The sequence below is a fragment of the Nocardioides marmorisolisilvae genome (assembly GCF_031656915.1).
Taxonomy (GTDB): Bacteria; Actinomycetota; Actinomycetes; order Propionibacteriales; family Nocardioidaceae; genus Marmoricola; species Marmoricola terrisoli.
The window spans coordinates 486,001-499,296 of sequence record NZ_CP134227.1; the positions used below are offsets into that span (position 1 = coordinate 486,001).

Annotated in this window: 14 protein-coding genes; 4 read left to right on the forward strand and 10 right to left on the reverse strand. The window is 70.4% G+C overall.

Features of this window, described 5'->3' with window-relative positions; translation table 11 throughout:
- Nucleotides 1-10 precede the first annotated feature (10 nt).
- Nucleotides 11-1,066 (reverse strand): ROK family glucokinase, encoded by a 1,056-nt coding sequence (locus Q9R13_RS02390; protein ID WP_310963449.1) that lies wholly within the window; start codon nucleotides 1,064-1,066, stop codon nucleotides 11-13.
- Nucleotides 1,067-1,122: 56 nt separating this feature from the next.
- Nucleotides 1,123-1,479 (reverse strand): DUF5709 domain-containing protein, encoded by a 357-nt coding sequence (locus Q9R13_RS02395; protein WP_310963450.1) that lies wholly within the window; start codon nucleotides 1,477-1,479, stop codon nucleotides 1,123-1,125.
- A gap of 146 nt (nucleotides 1,480-1,625) precedes the next feature.
- On the opposite strand from Q9R13_RS02395, the gene Q9R13_RS02400 reads away from it, so the two are divergent.
- Nucleotides 1,626-3,152, forward strand: a complete 1,527-nt coding sequence (locus tag Q9R13_RS02400) for a helix-turn-helix domain-containing protein (protein WP_310963451.1) — start codon at nucleotides 1,626-1,628, stop codon at nucleotides 3,150-3,152.
- 23 nt (nucleotides 3,153-3,175) lie between these two features.
- Here the strand turns inward: Q9R13_RS02400 and Q9R13_RS02405 are convergent, their stop codons facing one another.
- The gene (locus Q9R13_RS02405; RefSeq protein ID WP_310965019.1) at nucleotides 3,176-3,436 is read right to left on the reverse strand and encodes a TFIIB-type zinc ribbon-containing protein; all 261 of its coding nucleotides are present in this window, start codon (nucleotides 3,434-3,436) and stop codon (nucleotides 3,176-3,178) included.
- A gap of 42 nt (nucleotides 3,437-3,478) precedes the next feature.
- Here Q9R13_RS02405 and Q9R13_RS02410 point away from each other — a divergent pair, with 42 nt between their 5' ends.
- From Q9R13_RS02410 to Q9R13_RS02420, 3 genes are all read left to right on the forward strand, one after another.
- The gene (locus tag Q9R13_RS02410; protein ID WP_310963452.1) at nucleotides 3,479-4,306 is read left to right on the forward strand and encodes a glycerophosphodiester phosphodiesterase family protein; all 828 of its coding nucleotides are present in this window, start codon (nucleotides 3,479-3,481) and stop codon (nucleotides 4,304-4,306) included.
- Complete coding sequence (locus Q9R13_RS02415) at nucleotides 4,303-5,706, forward strand: MFS transporter (RefSeq protein ID WP_310963453.1); 1,404 nt, start codon at nucleotides 4,303-4,305, stop codon at nucleotides 5,704-5,706. The genes Q9R13_RS02410 and Q9R13_RS02415 overlap by 4 nt, the downstream gene beginning before the upstream one ends.
- Nucleotides 5,707-5,878: 172 nt before the next feature.
- On the forward strand, nucleotides 5,879-6,259 hold the full coding sequence (locus tag Q9R13_RS02420; RefSeq protein ID WP_310963455.1) for an RNA polymerase-binding protein RbpA: 381 nt from the start codon (nucleotides 5,879-5,881) through the stop codon (nucleotides 6,257-6,259).
- A gap of 44 nt (nucleotides 6,260-6,303) precedes the next feature.
- Here the strand turns inward: Q9R13_RS02420 and Q9R13_RS02425 are convergent, their stop codons facing one another.
- The 7 genes from Q9R13_RS02425 to kdd form a co-directional block, all read right to left on the reverse strand.
- Nucleotides 6,304-6,753: an FxsA family protein gene (locus tag Q9R13_RS02425; RefSeq protein ID WP_310963456.1), complete on the reverse strand. Its 450-nt coding sequence runs from the start codon at nucleotides 6,751-6,753 to the stop codon at nucleotides 6,304-6,306.
- Nucleotides 6,754-6,760: 7 nt separating this feature from the next.
- Entirely contained in the window at nucleotides 6,761-7,549 is a 789-nt protein-coding gene (locus Q9R13_RS02430; protein WP_310963457.1) for a polyprenol monophosphomannose synthase, read from the reverse strand.
- Between the two features lie 392 nt (nucleotides 7,550-7,941).
- Nucleotides 7,942-8,349 carry a 3-aminobutyryl-CoA ammonia lyase gene (gene kal, locus Q9R13_RS02435; RefSeq protein ID WP_310963458.1) on the reverse strand — a complete coding sequence of 136 codons (408 nt, stop codon included), beginning with the start codon at nucleotides 8,347-8,349 and terminating at the stop codon, nucleotides 7,942-7,944.
- The gene (gene kamE / locus Q9R13_RS02440) at nucleotides 8,346-9,098 is read right to left on the reverse strand and encodes a lysine 5,6-aminomutase subunit beta (protein ID WP_310963459.1); all 753 of its coding nucleotides are present in this window, start codon (nucleotides 9,096-9,098) and stop codon (nucleotides 8,346-8,348) included. The genes kal and kamE overlap by 4 nt, the downstream gene beginning before the upstream one ends.
- On the reverse strand, nucleotides 9,095-10,669 hold the full coding sequence (gene kamD, locus Q9R13_RS02445) for a lysine 5,6-aminomutase subunit alpha (protein WP_310963460.1): 1,575 nt from the start codon (nucleotides 10,667-10,669) through the stop codon (nucleotides 9,095-9,097). Before kamD ends, kamE begins: the two co-directional genes overlap by 4 nt.
- Nucleotides 10,669-12,198 carry an amidohydrolase gene (locus Q9R13_RS02450; RefSeq protein WP_310963461.1) on the reverse strand — a complete coding sequence of 510 codons (1,530 nt, stop codon included), beginning with the start codon at nucleotides 12,196-12,198 and terminating at the stop codon, nucleotides 10,669-10,671. Before Q9R13_RS02450 ends, kamD begins: the two co-directional genes overlap by 1 nt.
- Before the next feature lie 4 nt (nucleotides 12,199-12,202).
- A complete protein-coding gene (gene kdd, locus Q9R13_RS02455; protein ID WP_458295161.1) occupies nucleotides 12,203-13,264 on the reverse strand; it encodes an L-erythro-3,5-diaminohexanoate dehydrogenase in 1,062 nt (353 codons plus the stop codon).
- Nucleotides 13,265-13,296 lie beyond the last annotated feature (32 nt).

Genomic DNA, 13,296 nt, shown 5'->3' on the forward strand with positions numbered 1-13,296 from the left:
GCTCGAAGCGTCACGGCGAGGCGCGGAACCGGCGTACCGGTCGGTCGGGACGACGTCGCCGGGTCCGCCGGGACCGCCGCGCGGCGGAGCGAGCCATGTCGGCAGCACCGATGAAGCCCGCGTCCGGTCCGAGCCGGGCCAACAGCACCGGAGGCTCGGGACGGTGACCTCGGCCGGTCAAGGTGCGCGCGAAGGCCCTCCGCGTCGGCTCGAGCAGCAGGTCCCCTGCGGCGGAGACCCCACCGCCCACGATGACGCAGCTCGGGTCGAAGGCGGCGGCCATGCCGGCGAGGCCCACCCCGAGCCACTCCCCCACGTCGCCGATCAGCTCGATCGACAGCGGGTCGCCGTCACGCGCCGCCTGGGTGATCTGCGGACCGGTCAGCAGGCCGGGGTCCCCGCCGACGAGGTCACGCAGGTGGTGGGCGACCGGTGAGTTGGCACGGACGAGCTCGCGGGCCTCGCGAACCAGCGCGTTGCCCGAGGCGTACTGCTCCCAGCAGCCACGGTTTCCACACTCGCAGCGGTGCCCATCACGGACCACCTGGATATGGCCGAACTCGCCGGCCATCCCGTTGGCCCCGCGATAGACGCGGTTGTCGATGACCAGCGCTCCCCCAATGCCGGTCCCCAGCGTGGCGCAGAGCACGAAGCGCTGCCCGACCCCGGCGCCGAACCGGCACTCGGCCAGCGCCGCTGTGTTGGCGTCGTTGTCGACGACCACCGGGATCCGGACCCGGTCCGCGACCCGCGCCCGAAGCGGCTCGCGCCGCCAGTCCAGGTGCGGGGAGAACATCACCACTGAGCGGGACGAGTCCACGAAGCCGGCGGCGCCGATCCCCACGGCCGCGATGTCGTGTCGCCGCGCGAGGTCGTTGACGAGCTCGACAATGGTGTCCTCGACGAGGCGTACGTCGTGACCGATGGTCGGTCGGCGCTCGACATGGAGCACCTGACCGGTCGAGTCGACCACCCCGGCGAGCACTTTGGTGCCACCGATGTCGATGCCCACGGTCAGCGGATCCCACCGCATCATCCGCGTTCGACGCGGGGCGATCTCCGGCATGCTCCGAGACTAATGCCCGGCGTCTGCCCGACGGCGCAGGCAGACGAGATGCAAGGTCAGGACTCCTCGTCGATCACATGCACCGCGGCCTCCTCGGCGCTGGCCCCCGCGCCGTCGATGCCCTCGTCCTCGGCGTACATCTCGGAGTCGATGTCCTCGTGCCTGCCCTCGTCGGGTGCCATCAGCCGGCCCGCGCGGCGGTCGCCCACCTCGTTGTCGTCCAGGTCCTCGGCACCCTCGTCGGGCTGCTGGTCCCAGACCTCGGGCTCCTCGTCGGCGAGCCGCTCATCGAGGGTCTCGGGCCCGTCGCTGATCCTGGGCTCCCGGTCCGGCGGCGAGTACCCCTCGTCGAGGACATCCTCGACGCCGCGGTCATCGAGCGTGTCCTCCGGCTGCAACTGGTCCGAGCTCATCGGTCTCACTCCTTCGCCTTCGCGATCGCGTCCGGGGTGCATACCCGGGTCGCATCGTCGTACACCTCGACGCTACTCCGCCCCCCCGGCGCACCTCCTCCATCGCGGATCGCCGGCTATCTCATATGTGAGATACCGTGTCACCCATGGACTACCTCGGTCGGATCGGTCACCTCATCCGCGATGCACGCAAGCACCGTGGTTGGACGCAGGCGCAACTGGCGGAAGTGCTCAGCACCAGCCAGAGCGCCGTCAACCGCATCGAGCGGGGGCACCAGAACCTCTCCTTGGACATGCTCGCCCGGATCGGCGAGGCGCTGGACTCCCAGATCGTCAGCATCGGTTCAGGGCCCGCCCACCTGCGCGTGCATGGTCCGACCACGCTGCACGGGAGCATCGAGGTCAAGACCTCCAAGAACGCCGGTGTCGCCCTGCTCTGCGCCGCGCTGCTCAACCGCGGGCGAACGACGCTGCGCCGGGTCGCCCGGATCGAGGAGGTGAACCGACTGCTCGAGGTCCTCGACAGCATCGGGGTCGTCACCCGCTGGCTCAACGACGACAACGACCTCGAGATCATCCCGCCCGAGAACTTCGACCTCGACTCGATCGACGCCGATGCCGCACGTCGTACCCGTTCGATCATCATGTTCCTCGGCCCCCTGATGCACCGGCTGCCGGCCTTCGCCCTCCCGTACGCCGGTGGCTGCGACCTCGGCACCCGCACCGTCGAGCCGCACATGACGGCACTGCGCCGGTTCGGACTCGAGGTCAAGGCGACCGAGGGCAGCTACCAGGCAGAGGTCCACTCCGGCGTCTCGCCGACCCGGCCGATCGTGCTGACCGAGCGCGGGGACACCGTCACCGAGAACGCCCTGATGGCGGCGGCCCTCTCCCCCGGGACGACCGTGATCCGCAACGCGAGCTCGAACTACATGGTCCAGGACCTCTGCTTCTTCCTGCAGCGTCTCGGCGTGGGGGTCGAGGGCATCGGCACCACGACCCTCCGGGTCACCGGCAGGGACAGCATCGACGTCGACGTCGACTACGCCCCCAGCGAGGACCCGATCGAGGCGATGTCGCTGCTTGCCGCGGCGATCGTGACCGACTCCGAGATCACGATCCGCAAGGTGCCGATCGAGTTCCTTGAGATCGAGCTCGCCGTGCTGGAGGAGATGGGGTTCCGCTACGAGCTGTCCGAGGAGTACCTCGCCCAGAACGGTCACACCCGGCTGGTCGACCTCAGCACCCAGCGATCGGTGCTGCACTCCCCGATCGACAAGATCCACCCGATGCCCTTCCCTGGTCTGAACATCGACAACCTGCCGTTCTTCGCGGTGATCGCCGCCGCCGCTCAGGGCAAGACGATGCTGCACGACTGGGTCTACGAGAACCGCGCCATCTACCTGACCGAGTTGAACAAGCTCGGTGGCCGGGTCACCCTGATGGACCCGCACCGGGTGATGATCGAGGGTCCCACGCACTGGTCCGGCGCCGAGGTGATCTGCCCGCCGGCGCTGCGGCCCGCGGTCGTCGTGCTGCTCGCGATGCTGGCCTCGAAGGGCACCTCGGTGCTTCGCTCGACCTACGTCATCCACCGCGGTTACGAGGGCCTTGCCGAGCGCCTCAACGAGCTCGGCGCGAGCATCGAGACCTTCTACGACCACGGGGTCTGACCCCGGCCCTCGAGCCGTCTGGGTCAGCGGGCCTGCTTGAACAGGCTGTCCAGGAAGGACCGGCTGGACGGACGCGCGGGCGGCGGCTCGGTCATGTCCGCGGTGATCCGCGGCATCGGCTGGGTGTGGCTCGAGCGGTGGGCGTGCCAGTCGTTCTCGGCCTCGACCAGTGCGCCGAGATCGGCTCGGTCGAGGAACAGCCCCTGACAGGACTCACACTGCGCCACGGTGACGTCGGCGTAGGGGCGGCGCGTCATCGCGCCCTGGCACTTCGGGCACGTCATCTCGTCCACGATCCGACGTTACTCCAGTGGTTGACTGCAGGGATGCACGACACCCGAAGCGAGACCCCCAGCACCGGCTTCGCGTACCTCGACGAGGCACTGACCCCGCCCGGACCGCCCCTGGCGATGGCGCACCGCGGCGGGGGCAAGCACCCCGATGTGGTCGGGCTGGAGAACACGATGGCGGCCTTCCGGCACGCCGTCGGGCTGGGCTACCGCTACCTGGAGACCGACGTGCACGCCACCTCCGACGGGGTTCTGGTCGTCAACCACGACGCGAGTCTCAACCGGGTGGCCAAGCTCCCGGGGCGGATCGTGGAGATGACGGCGAAAGAGGTCGCCGGCGCCAAGATCGCGGGCCGCGAGCTGGTGCCGACCATGGCCGACCTGCTCGAGGAGTTCCCCGACTGCAGGTTCAACATCGACATCAAGGCTCCCGCCGCCGTCGAGCCGCTGGCCGCCCTCGTCGCGGCGACCGGCGCCCACGAGCGGGTGTGCGTGGGCGCCTTCGACCTGAGCCGCATCGAGTGGTTCCGCAGGCTCACCGGGGGTCGGGTGGCGACGTCGGCCTCGAAGACCGAGGCGATCCGGTTCCTGTCGATGCGGGACCGCGAGCGGGCCAGGGCGTATGCCCGGGGCAGGTTCGCCGTGCTCCAGCTGCCCCGGGTGCGCGGTCCGATCCCCGTGGTCACCGACTCCGTCGTACGCCGTGCACACGGGTCGGGCGTCCAGGTGCACGCCTGGACCGTCGACCGACCCCGGCACATGCGGACGATGATCGACCGCGGAGTCGACGGAATCTTCACCGACCGGACCGATTTGCTGAAGGATGTGCTCCGGGAGCGGGGACTGTGGAGGGAGCATGGATGAGCGCGGGAACGATTCCTGGGGGAGCCGGACCGGCTGACGGGTTCGCCGATCTGACGGCGGTCGACCGACGACGCCAGCAGCGGGCGTGGAACTGGTACGACTGGGCGAACTCCGCCTACTACACGACGGTGCTGTCGGTCATGTTCGGGCCGTACCTGGCGACCGTCGCCGGTCGGGCGGCCGGGTGTGCGAGCGGTGAGGACCCGTGCAGCCGGACCGTGTCGGTGCTCGGCATACCGCTCGCCGCGGGCTCGCTGCCGCTCTACGTGACGACGTTCGCCACCATCGTGAGCGCGTTCCTGCTGCCGGTGGTCGGGGCATTCGTCGACCGCTCGCCACGCAAGAAGATGCACATGGCCTGGACCGCCTGGGCCGGGGCGTTCTTCTGTGCGTTGCTGTTCTTCGTCAAGGGCGACGACTGGCAGCTCGGCGTGGTGACCGTGGTGCTGAGCAGTGTTCTTGCCGGCTGCTCGCTGGTCAGCTACTACGCGATCCTGGTGGACATCTCCACCGAGGAGGAGCGCGACGGTGCCTCCTCCCGCGGCTGGGCGTGGGGCTACCTGGGCGGCGGCATCCTGCTCGCCCTGAACCTGGTCCTCTTCCTGGGGCACCGCAGCTTCGGGGTCTCCGAGGGGATGGCGGTGCGGGTGTCGCTGCTGTCGGCCGGCCTGTGGTGGGCGGGCTTCACCATCATCCCGGTGCTGCGGCTGCGCAACTACGCGCCGCGCGGCGTGGTGCCCGCGCGGGGCACGCTGGTCGAGCGCAGCTTCGGGCAGCTGATCACCACGCTGCGCGAGCTGCGCGCCTTCCCGATGACCCTGACGTTCCTGGTCGCCTACCTCTTCTACAACGACGGCATCCAGACGGTCCTGTACGCGGCCGCCATCTACGGCGACAAGCAGCTGCACCTGTCCCAGACGGTGCTGATCGCGACGATCCTGATGATCCAGTTCGTCGCCTTCGGCGGGGCGCTGTTCTTCGGCCGGATGGCCGCCCGGCACGGCGCCTACCGGCTGATCCTGACCGGGGTGCTCATCTGGATGGTGGTGGTGATCGCGGCGATGTTCCTGCCGGCCCGGAACGCGGTGTTGTTCGCGATCCTGGCCATCGTCATCGGCGTGGTGATGGGAGGGACCCAGGCTCTGTCCCGGTCCTTCTTCAGCTTGCTGATCCCGCGTGGCCGCGAGGGCGAGTACTTCGCGCTCTACAACGCCGCCGAACGGGGCACGTCCTGGTTCGGGATGCTGCTGTTCGGGCTGGTCTTCCAGTTCAGCGGATCCTATCGGCCCGCGGTCGCGGCGCTGGTCGTATTCTTCGTGCTCGGCGCGGTGTTCCTCCGGCGGCTGGACCCCGAGCAGGGCATCCGCGAGGCGGGCAACGCCGTACCCGGAGCGGCGTGAGTCACATCGGGAATCCTCGGGGCTGCTGGATCGTTGTGCAGTCAACCGTCGTTTTCGCGTCACGATGCACTTGCCCACGCGTCCCTACGGTTGTACGCATGAGGTGAACGACGTCGGCTGTCGGGCCGGTGAGTTCCGCAGAATGACGACGCACGAGCCATGGAGGTGCTCAATGGGAGACCGGACGCTGCGCGGGGCCCGACTGGGAGGTCAGAGCTTCGAGGACGAGCGCGGGATAGAGTTCGCGGCTCGTCAGCAGGTGGGCTACGCCTGCCCCCAGGGTCACACGTTCGAGATCACGATGTCGGTCGAGGCCGACGTACCCGCGCTGTGGGAGTGTCCCCGCTGTGGCGCTGAGGCGCGGGCCACCTCCGGGATCGAGCCGGAGCAGAAGGCGGAGAAGCCCGTACGCACGCACTGGGACATGCTCCTGGAGCGTCGATCGATCAGCGAGCTGGAGGACATCCTCTCCGAGCGGCTGGAGCTGCTCCGGGGCGGCGAGATCGGGCCGGCGCACCTGCACAGGGCCCGCAAGAAGAAGTCCAAGGTCTGATGCGGGCGTCGGCTGACTGCCGGGTGTGATCGACGACTGTGCAGTCAGTCGACGACGGTCCCCCGGACGACGTCCTCGCCCGGCTGACGGGGCCCGGGAGACTGCGGCCCTCGCATGACCAGCCGCCGGCTGACGAAACCTGCCAGCAGACGTCGGCCCACGGGCCGGGTGAACGGCAGGATGCACAGCATCCCGAAGACGTCGCTGACGAATCCGGGACTGATCATCAGCGTCCCGCCGATCAGGATCAGGATGCCGTCGGCCAGCTCGCGCGCCGGCATCCGGCCCGCCTGGAGCGTCATGCGCAGCGCCGTCCAGGCCCGCCGGCCCTCGTGCTTGACCAGCCAGGAGCCGAACACGCCATCGGCGATCAGCAACAGGATCGTCCACCAGGCGCCGATCACCTCGCCGACCTGGATGATCACCCAGATCTCCAGCACGGGTACGGCGATGAAGGCGGCGACCAGCAGCCACCAGGGCAGACGACGTCTCATGACTGGTTCAACGCCCGGGAGCGACGCGTTGTTTCCACCGGCGACCGCGCTCGGCGACTCCCCACGCTGTGATCCTGCGCAGTGACTCCGCGGCCACGGTCGGCGTCATCTTCGACTCGCCGCGCACCCGCTCGACGAACTCGATCGGCACCTCGACGACACGCAGGCCCGCCCGGACCGCGCGGTAGGCCAGGTCCGCCTGGAACACATAGCCCAGCGAGGCGACCCCCTCCAAGGCGAGCTCCTCGAGGGCGGTGCGGCGGTAGAGCCGGAATCCGGCAGTGACGTCGCGGATGTCCAAGCCGAGCATCGCCCGGGTGTAGGCGTTCCCGGCGCGCGAGAGCCACTCCCGGCGACGTGGCCAGTTCACGATCGAGCCGCCGGGGACCCAGCGGGAGCCGATCGCCACGTCCGCATCGGCCAACGCCGCACGCAGCAGGGCCAGCTGCTCCGGCTGGTGGGACCCGTCGGCGTCCATCTCGCCGATCACGTCGTACTCCTGCTCCAGCGCCCGGGCGAACCCGGCGAGGTAGGCCGCGCCGAGGCCCTGCTTGGCGCCGCGGTGCAGCACCGACACGCGCTCGTCCGCCGTCGCGAGCGCGTCGGCCAACGCTCCGGTGCCGTCCGGCGACGCATCGTCGACGACCAGCACGTGCACGTCCGGCTCGGCACGGTGCAGCCTGCTCAGCAGGGCTTCGAGGTTCTCCGCCTCGTTGTACGTCGGCACCACCATCACGGTCCGTGGGCCGGTGCCCGAGCCGGGCCGCGTGACCTGGTCGGGCGACGGCACGGTCATGGCGTCACGCTACGGCGCGACCCGTGTACATGGCAGGGCGGGGGGAGCGTCGACGCCCTTCGGACCGCCGCGGCACGGGCTGGCTGCTCGTGACGTCGACGTTGTCTACTGGGTGCCGCTCTCCCCCCGTGTTCTCCCATCGCGCAGACACCGTGCAATCCGCCACCGTCCGCCCGACGCCGTGGTCGCCGGCGGGGCACGATGGTTCGCCACACGATGCGCACCGCGATGATCTGCCTGGAGGAACGCAGCACACCCTGCGACCTGAGAGGCGCCTCTGTCAACCCTCCGCTGACCTGCGGTGACACTGCAACGCTGCAGGTCAGCGCGCTAGGCACGAACCCTCAAAAAACCAAGGGATTTCAGGTTCCTCGGCGTGTCGCAGGACCGGCTCAGCGTGGCGGCCCGGGGACAACGACTGTGCCTCTCGCGGTGGTCGCCACCACCGGTTCGGCGAGCATCTCCGCTGCGGATGTGGAGAGGTCCGGCCGGCCCCGTCCGACCACGACGACGGTGAAGTCGATCACCCGGGAACGCGTCCCGACCCGCACCAGCTCGGCGGTGACCTCGAGCACGTCCCCGGCCCGCACCGGGGCGCGGAACTGCACGTCGTCGTACGACGCGAACAGGCCCTCGTCACCGTCGGTGCGGATGCACATCTCGGTGGCGACGTCCCCGAACAGGCCGAGGCTGTAGGCGCCGTCGACGAGGCTCCCGGCGTAGTGCGCGTGGGAGTAGGGCACGTACCGACGGTGGGTCACGCTGAGGCCCGGCTCGGGCGGAACGGTGGGCTGAGTCATGACGCCATCCTCTCGGTGACCAGCCGATGGACCAGGTAGCTGGCCACGTCGCCCGGCGTGGCGCCGCGGGTGAAGATCCGGTCGACCCCGAGCTCGGCGGCCATCGTCTCTTCGAACCGCGGACCGCCGACCACGAGCAGCGGCCGGTGTGCTTCGTCGAAGGCCTCGCGGAACGCGGCCGACATCTCCTTGGTGTTCAGCACGTGTGCGTCTCGCTGGGTGACGACCTGGGAGACCAGAACGGCGTCGGCCGCCTCCTCGACGGCTCGGTTGACCAGCTCCGGGACCGACACCTGCGCTCCGAGATTCACCACCTTCAGCTCGCGGTAGTACTCCAGGCCCTTCTCGCCGGCGAAGCCCTTGATGTTCAAGATGGCGTCGATGCCCACCGTGTGGGCGTCGGTGCCGATGCAGCCGCCGACGACCACCAGCCGCCGTCGCAGACCCGCCTTGACGGCGGCGTTCACCTCCTTGGGGGTGAGCAGGGGGTAGTCGCGCTCGATGACCCGGACGGCCGTGGGATCGACGAGGTGGTTGACCCGGCCGTAGACGACGAAGAACGTGAAGCCCTCCCCGATCGCCCGCGCGTGCACCACCAGGGCAGGATCCATGCCCATCTTGTTGGCGAGCTGGACCGCGGCCCCCTCCGCAAGCTTGTCGTGCGCCAGGGGCAGCGTGAACGACAGCTGCACCATGCCGTCGCCGGTGGTGTCGCCGTACGGCCTGATCGGGCCCGTTCGGGTGCTCATCGTTCCATCGCCTCGCTCGCCGGGTTGAAGTAGTCGTCGGCCTTCTCCGCCACTCCGTCCAGTCCGCGGCCGCCGTCGGCCGGTCGTCTCATGAGGCCGAAGGTGCCGTCGGCGATGGCGTCGAGCAGGCCGCCCCCGGTGGACGACGGAGGATGGGCGAGGATCTGCTCCATCAGATCGAGGCTCTCGCGCAGCACCCGGGTCGCTCGCTGGGCGATGAACCCGTCCGGGGCGGGGTGGAAGTCCTCGTGCAGGTTGCCGGCGGCGTTGAGCACGTACCGGACGTTCTGCAGCGCGAGGTCGCGGTCCGATAGCCACGGCGTCACCACGGCCTCGGTCATCATCCCGACCAGCAGGATCCCCTGCCCGGTGAGCGCGCCGGCCAGGTTGAAGAACCCGTCGAGCAGGTAGCCGCGGAAGACGTCTCCGGTCATGTGCCGGGTCGGCGGCATCCACTTCAGTGGGGCCTTCGGGAACAGTGCCCGGGCCAGCAGCGCGTGCGCCAGCTCGAGACGGAAGGAGTCGGGCAGGGTCGGGTCGATCTCGAACGCATGACCCAGGCCGAGCTGCCAGTCCTCGAGGCCCGCCTCCTTGGCGAAGTACTCGTTGAGCAGCTGGCTCGTGGTGACCGTGTGTGCCGCGTCGACCGCGTCCGCGGTGGTGAGGTAGTTGTCCTCGCCGGTGTTGATGATGATCCCGGCGCGCGCGTGCACCTGCCGGCTGAACCGCTGGTCGACGAAGGTGCGGACCGGGTTGATGTCGCGGAACAGGATCCCGTACATCGAGTCGTTCAGCATCATGTCCAGACGCTCCAGTCCGGCCATCACGGCGATCTCGGGCATGCACAGCCCGCTCGCGTAGTTGGTGAGCCGGACGTAGCGGCCGAGCTCCCGGCTGGTCTCGTCGAGCGCGGCCCGCATCAGCCGGAAGTTCTCCTGGGTGGCGTAGGTGCCGGCGAACCCCTCACGGGTGGCGCCCTCGGGGACGTAGTCGAGCAGCGACTGACCGGTCGAGCGGATCACCGCGATCACGTCGGCGCCCTCCCGCGCGGCCAGCTGTGCCTGAGGGATGTCCTCGTAGATGTCGCCGGTCGCGACGATCAGGTAGATCCACGGCTTGCTCGGGGCGTCTCCCACGCGCTGCACGAGCCGCTCCCGCTCGCGCCGACGGCGGTCGATCTGCCGCAGGCCCGCTCCCACCTGACGCCGCGCCAGGCTGCTGGCCCGCTGCAGGTCGCGTCCGGTCGGGACGCGCATCGTCACCGAGCCCGCGGCGGCCTTCTGGGCCAGGGTGAGCAGGTCCTCTGCCTCACCGCGCACCAGCGCGTCCCACACCGGGAGCGCCACGCCGTGCTCGAGACCGACGTCGGCGCGCACCACGTCGGCGAGGCGGTTCGCCCACGGGATGCCGTCGGTGTCGGCCCCGGACAGGCCGGCCAGGCGCAGCGTGGCGCGCTCGACTGACACGGTCGTGTGTGACTGGGCAAGCCGGACGATCGGCCGGCCGACCCTGCGGGCCAGCGTCCGGGCACGGCGTACGTCGGCGGCGTCCAACTGCAGCACCGGCTTCATCAGGCCTCCCTCCCCACGGCACGGCCGTGGACGTAGAGCGTGCGGAGCGCGGGAGCCGGGACGTCCTCGGCGAGCAGAGGGAGGGTGCCCTCCAGCCCGCCGGCGCAGTCCCAGACAGCCAGGTGGGCCGGCGCTCCGGTCCGGACCCTGCCGACGCCGTCCTGGCGCGCGGCGTGCCAGCCCCCGGCGGTGTGCGCCTCGAACGCGGCCGTGGGGGTGATCCGCTGGGTCACGTCGCGGTGCTCGATGGCGGACCGCACCGCACCCCACGGGTCGATCGGAGTGACCGGGGTATCGGACCCGAAGGCCATCGCCACCCCCGCCCGGTGCATGGATCCGAGCGGGTTCATGTCGTGCCAGCGTTCGCCCAGGCGCGTCGCATACATCTGGTCGGGGCCGCCCCACAGCGCGTCGAACGCGGGCTGCATGCTGGCCACGATCCCGAGCTCGGCCAGGCGTGCGATCAGCTCGGGCGAGGGCATCTCGACGTGCTCGAGACGGTGCCGGGCCGCACGGACGGCATCAGCGCCGACCCTCTCGACGAGGAGCGTCAGACCGACGACGACCGCGTCCAGGCCGGCCTCGCCGATGCAGTGGAACCCGCCTTGGACGCCCGCCCGGGTGCACGCCTCCAGATGCTCGGCGATCTCCTCCGGGCTGAGGAAGGTGTGGCCGTGGTTGTCCGGGTCGTCGTCGTACCCGTGGTGCAGCGCTGCCGTGCGGGAGCCGATCGCGCCGTCCACGTTGAGGTCGCCGGCCAGGCCCGCCGCGCCCAGCTCGGCAAGCCGGTCGAACGCGTCTCGCTGACCCCAGTAGAACGTCGGCAGCAGGCCGGTGAGCTCGGCGGCGTGCCGCACCAGGTCCAGCTCGTAGGCAGGACCGATGTGCGGCGCGGCGGCCTCGTGGAATCCGGCGATGCCGGCGGCAGCCATCGCCTGCACGGCGGCACGGGCCGCGACGAGTCGCTGCTCGGGGCCGACCAGCGTGCCCAGCGCCTCGCTGGCGGCCTGACGTGCGTCGCGCTCGAGCCGGCCGGAGGCGTCGAAGCCGTCGGTGCCCGCCAGCACCGGCACCACGTCGAGCAACGACGGGGAGACGATGCACGAGTGGCAGTCGCGTCGTTCGAGCAGCACGAGACGCCCCGGGGCCGCGCGGTCGAGCTCGGCTGCGGTCGGGGGCCGGCCCTCCGGCCAGGCATGCTCCTCCCAGCCGGTCCCGACCAGGACGCCGGTGGGCTGCATCCGGGCGAGCGTGGCGACCGCGTCGAGGGCCTCCGCCAGCGATCTGGTTGCCCTCAGGTCGAGCCGGGTCAGACCGAACCCGGTGAGCACCGAGTGCACGTGGGCGTCGACGAACGCGGGCGCCAGCAGCGCGCCACGCAGGTCGACCAGCTCATCGGCGTCGTCGTACGCGGCCGTGTCGGCGCCGACGTGAACGATGATGCCGTCCTGGACCGCCACGAAGCTCGCCTCGACGGCATCGCCCGTGTGTACGACGCCGTTGCGGAACACGATGCGGTGCGATGTCATCTGCTCAGCCTCGCGCCTCGAACAGCGTGCGGACCCCAGGCTCCGCGCGCAGCAGGTCGAGCGCGGTCTCGGCGTGGCCGGGCACGAAGCCGTTGCCGATCAGCATGGTCACGTCGGCGGCCAGCCCCTCGGCCCCGAGAGCGGCGGCGCTGAACGACGTCGCCATGGAGAAGAAGATCACTGTGCCGCTCGCGGCGGTGGCCAGGACCGCTCCCCCTTCACAGCCGGGAACGTCCACGCAGACCACGGTGATGTCCGCGGGTCCCCCGGCCTCGGTGACCGCATCGCGCAGCGCGAGCGGGTCTCGGGCGTCCGCGATCGTCACGCAGTCGGCGAGCCCGGCCGCGCGCAGCAGCGCTGCCTCCTGCTCGTGCGGGACCACGCCGATGGTCCGGGCGGCGCCGCTGCGGCGCGCGGCCGCGAGGCAGAGCGAGCCCGACTTCCCCGCCGCTCCGATCACGGCGACGACCGGGGCGTGTCCCGACTCCCTGTATCGCGCGACATGGCGGGCGGTCAGGGCAGGTGCGCCGCAGACGTCCATCACCGAGAGCGCGAGCTGGGTCGGGATGTCGTCGGGTAGCCGGGCGGCGATGCTGCGCCCGAAGAGTACGGCGTAGCCGTCCGTGGGGACCTGCTCGCTCGACCCGTCCCAGTGCGCCAGCGCGTCCTCGATCACCAGCGGGGTCAACGTCAGCGAGACCAGCGTGGCGACGTGGTCGCCGACGTCCAGACCGAGTGGCGAGCGGTCCCCGACCTCCTCGACGGTGCCGACGAGCATCCCGCCGGATCCGGTCTCGGGGTTCTGCATCTTCCCGCGGGTGCGGACGATCTCCAGGACCTCGGCGCGGATCGCGTCGCCGTCCCCGCCGTGCTTGCGGTGCAGCTGGCGGTAGGAGGCGGCATCGAGATTGAGCCGCTCGACCCTGATCCGCACCTCGTCGGGCCACAGCTCTGCGCGGGTGTCGAGGCGCAGGGCCTGCTGAGGCAGCACCCCGGCAGGCTCCAGGACACGGTGCAGACCGACCGGGTCGGCAGCAACATCGCGTAGTGCAGACTCAGGTGCCACGTATGATCTCCGTTAGAAGCGTAATCGAACAG

Bases quoted from the DNA above. Each gene is read 5' to 3' on its own strand.
- Q9R13_RS02425 (WP_310963456.1), bottom strand. From the start codon at position 6,753: ATGAGACGTCGTCTGCCCTGGTGGCTGCTGGTCGCCGCCTTCATCGCC.
- Q9R13_RS02415 (WP_310963453.1), top strand. From the start codon at position 4,303: ATGAGCGCGGGAACGATTCCTGGGGGAGCCGGACCGGCTGACGGGTTC.
- Q9R13_RS02405 (WP_310965019.1), bottom strand. From the start codon at position 3,436: ATGACGTGCCCGAAGTGCCAGGGCGCGATGACGCGCCGCCCCTACGCC.
- Q9R13_RS02400 (WP_310963451.1), top strand. From the start codon at position 1,626: ATGGACTACCTCGGTCGGATCGGTCACCTCATCCGCGATGCACGCAAG.
- Q9R13_RS02420 (WP_310963455.1), top strand. From the start codon at position 5,879: ATGGGAGACCGGACGCTGCGCGGGGCCCGACTGGGAGGTCAGAGCTTC.
- Q9R13_RS02450 (WP_310963461.1), bottom strand. From the start codon at position 12,198: ATGACATCGCACCGCATCGTGTTCCGCAACGGCGTCGTACACACGGGC.
- kamE (WP_310963459.1), bottom strand. From the start codon at position 9,098: ATGAGCACCCGAACGGGCCCGATCAGGCCGTACGGCGACACCACCGGC.
- Q9R13_RS02395 (WP_310963450.1), bottom strand. From the start codon at position 1,479: ATGAGCTCGGACCAGTTGCAGCCGGAGGACACGCTCGATGACCGCGGC.
- Q9R13_RS02390 (WP_310963449.1), bottom strand. From the start codon at position 1,066: ATGCCGGAGATCGCCCCGCGTCGAACGCGGATGATGCGGTGGGATCCG.
- Q9R13_RS02410 (WP_310963452.1), top strand. From the start codon at position 3,479: ATGCACGACACCCGAAGCGAGACCCCCAGCACCGGCTTCGCGTACCTC.
- kal (WP_310963458.1), bottom strand. From the start codon at position 8,349: ATGACTCAGCCCACCGTTCCGCCCGAGCCGGGCCTCAGCGTGACCCAC.
- Q9R13_RS02430 (WP_310963457.1), bottom strand. From the start codon at position 7,549: ATGACCGTGCCGTCGCCCGACCAGGTCACGCGGCCCGGCTCGGGCACC.
- kamD (WP_310963460.1), bottom strand. From the start codon at position 10,669: ATGAAGCCGGTGCTGCAGTTGGACGCCGCCGACGTACGCCGTGCCCGG.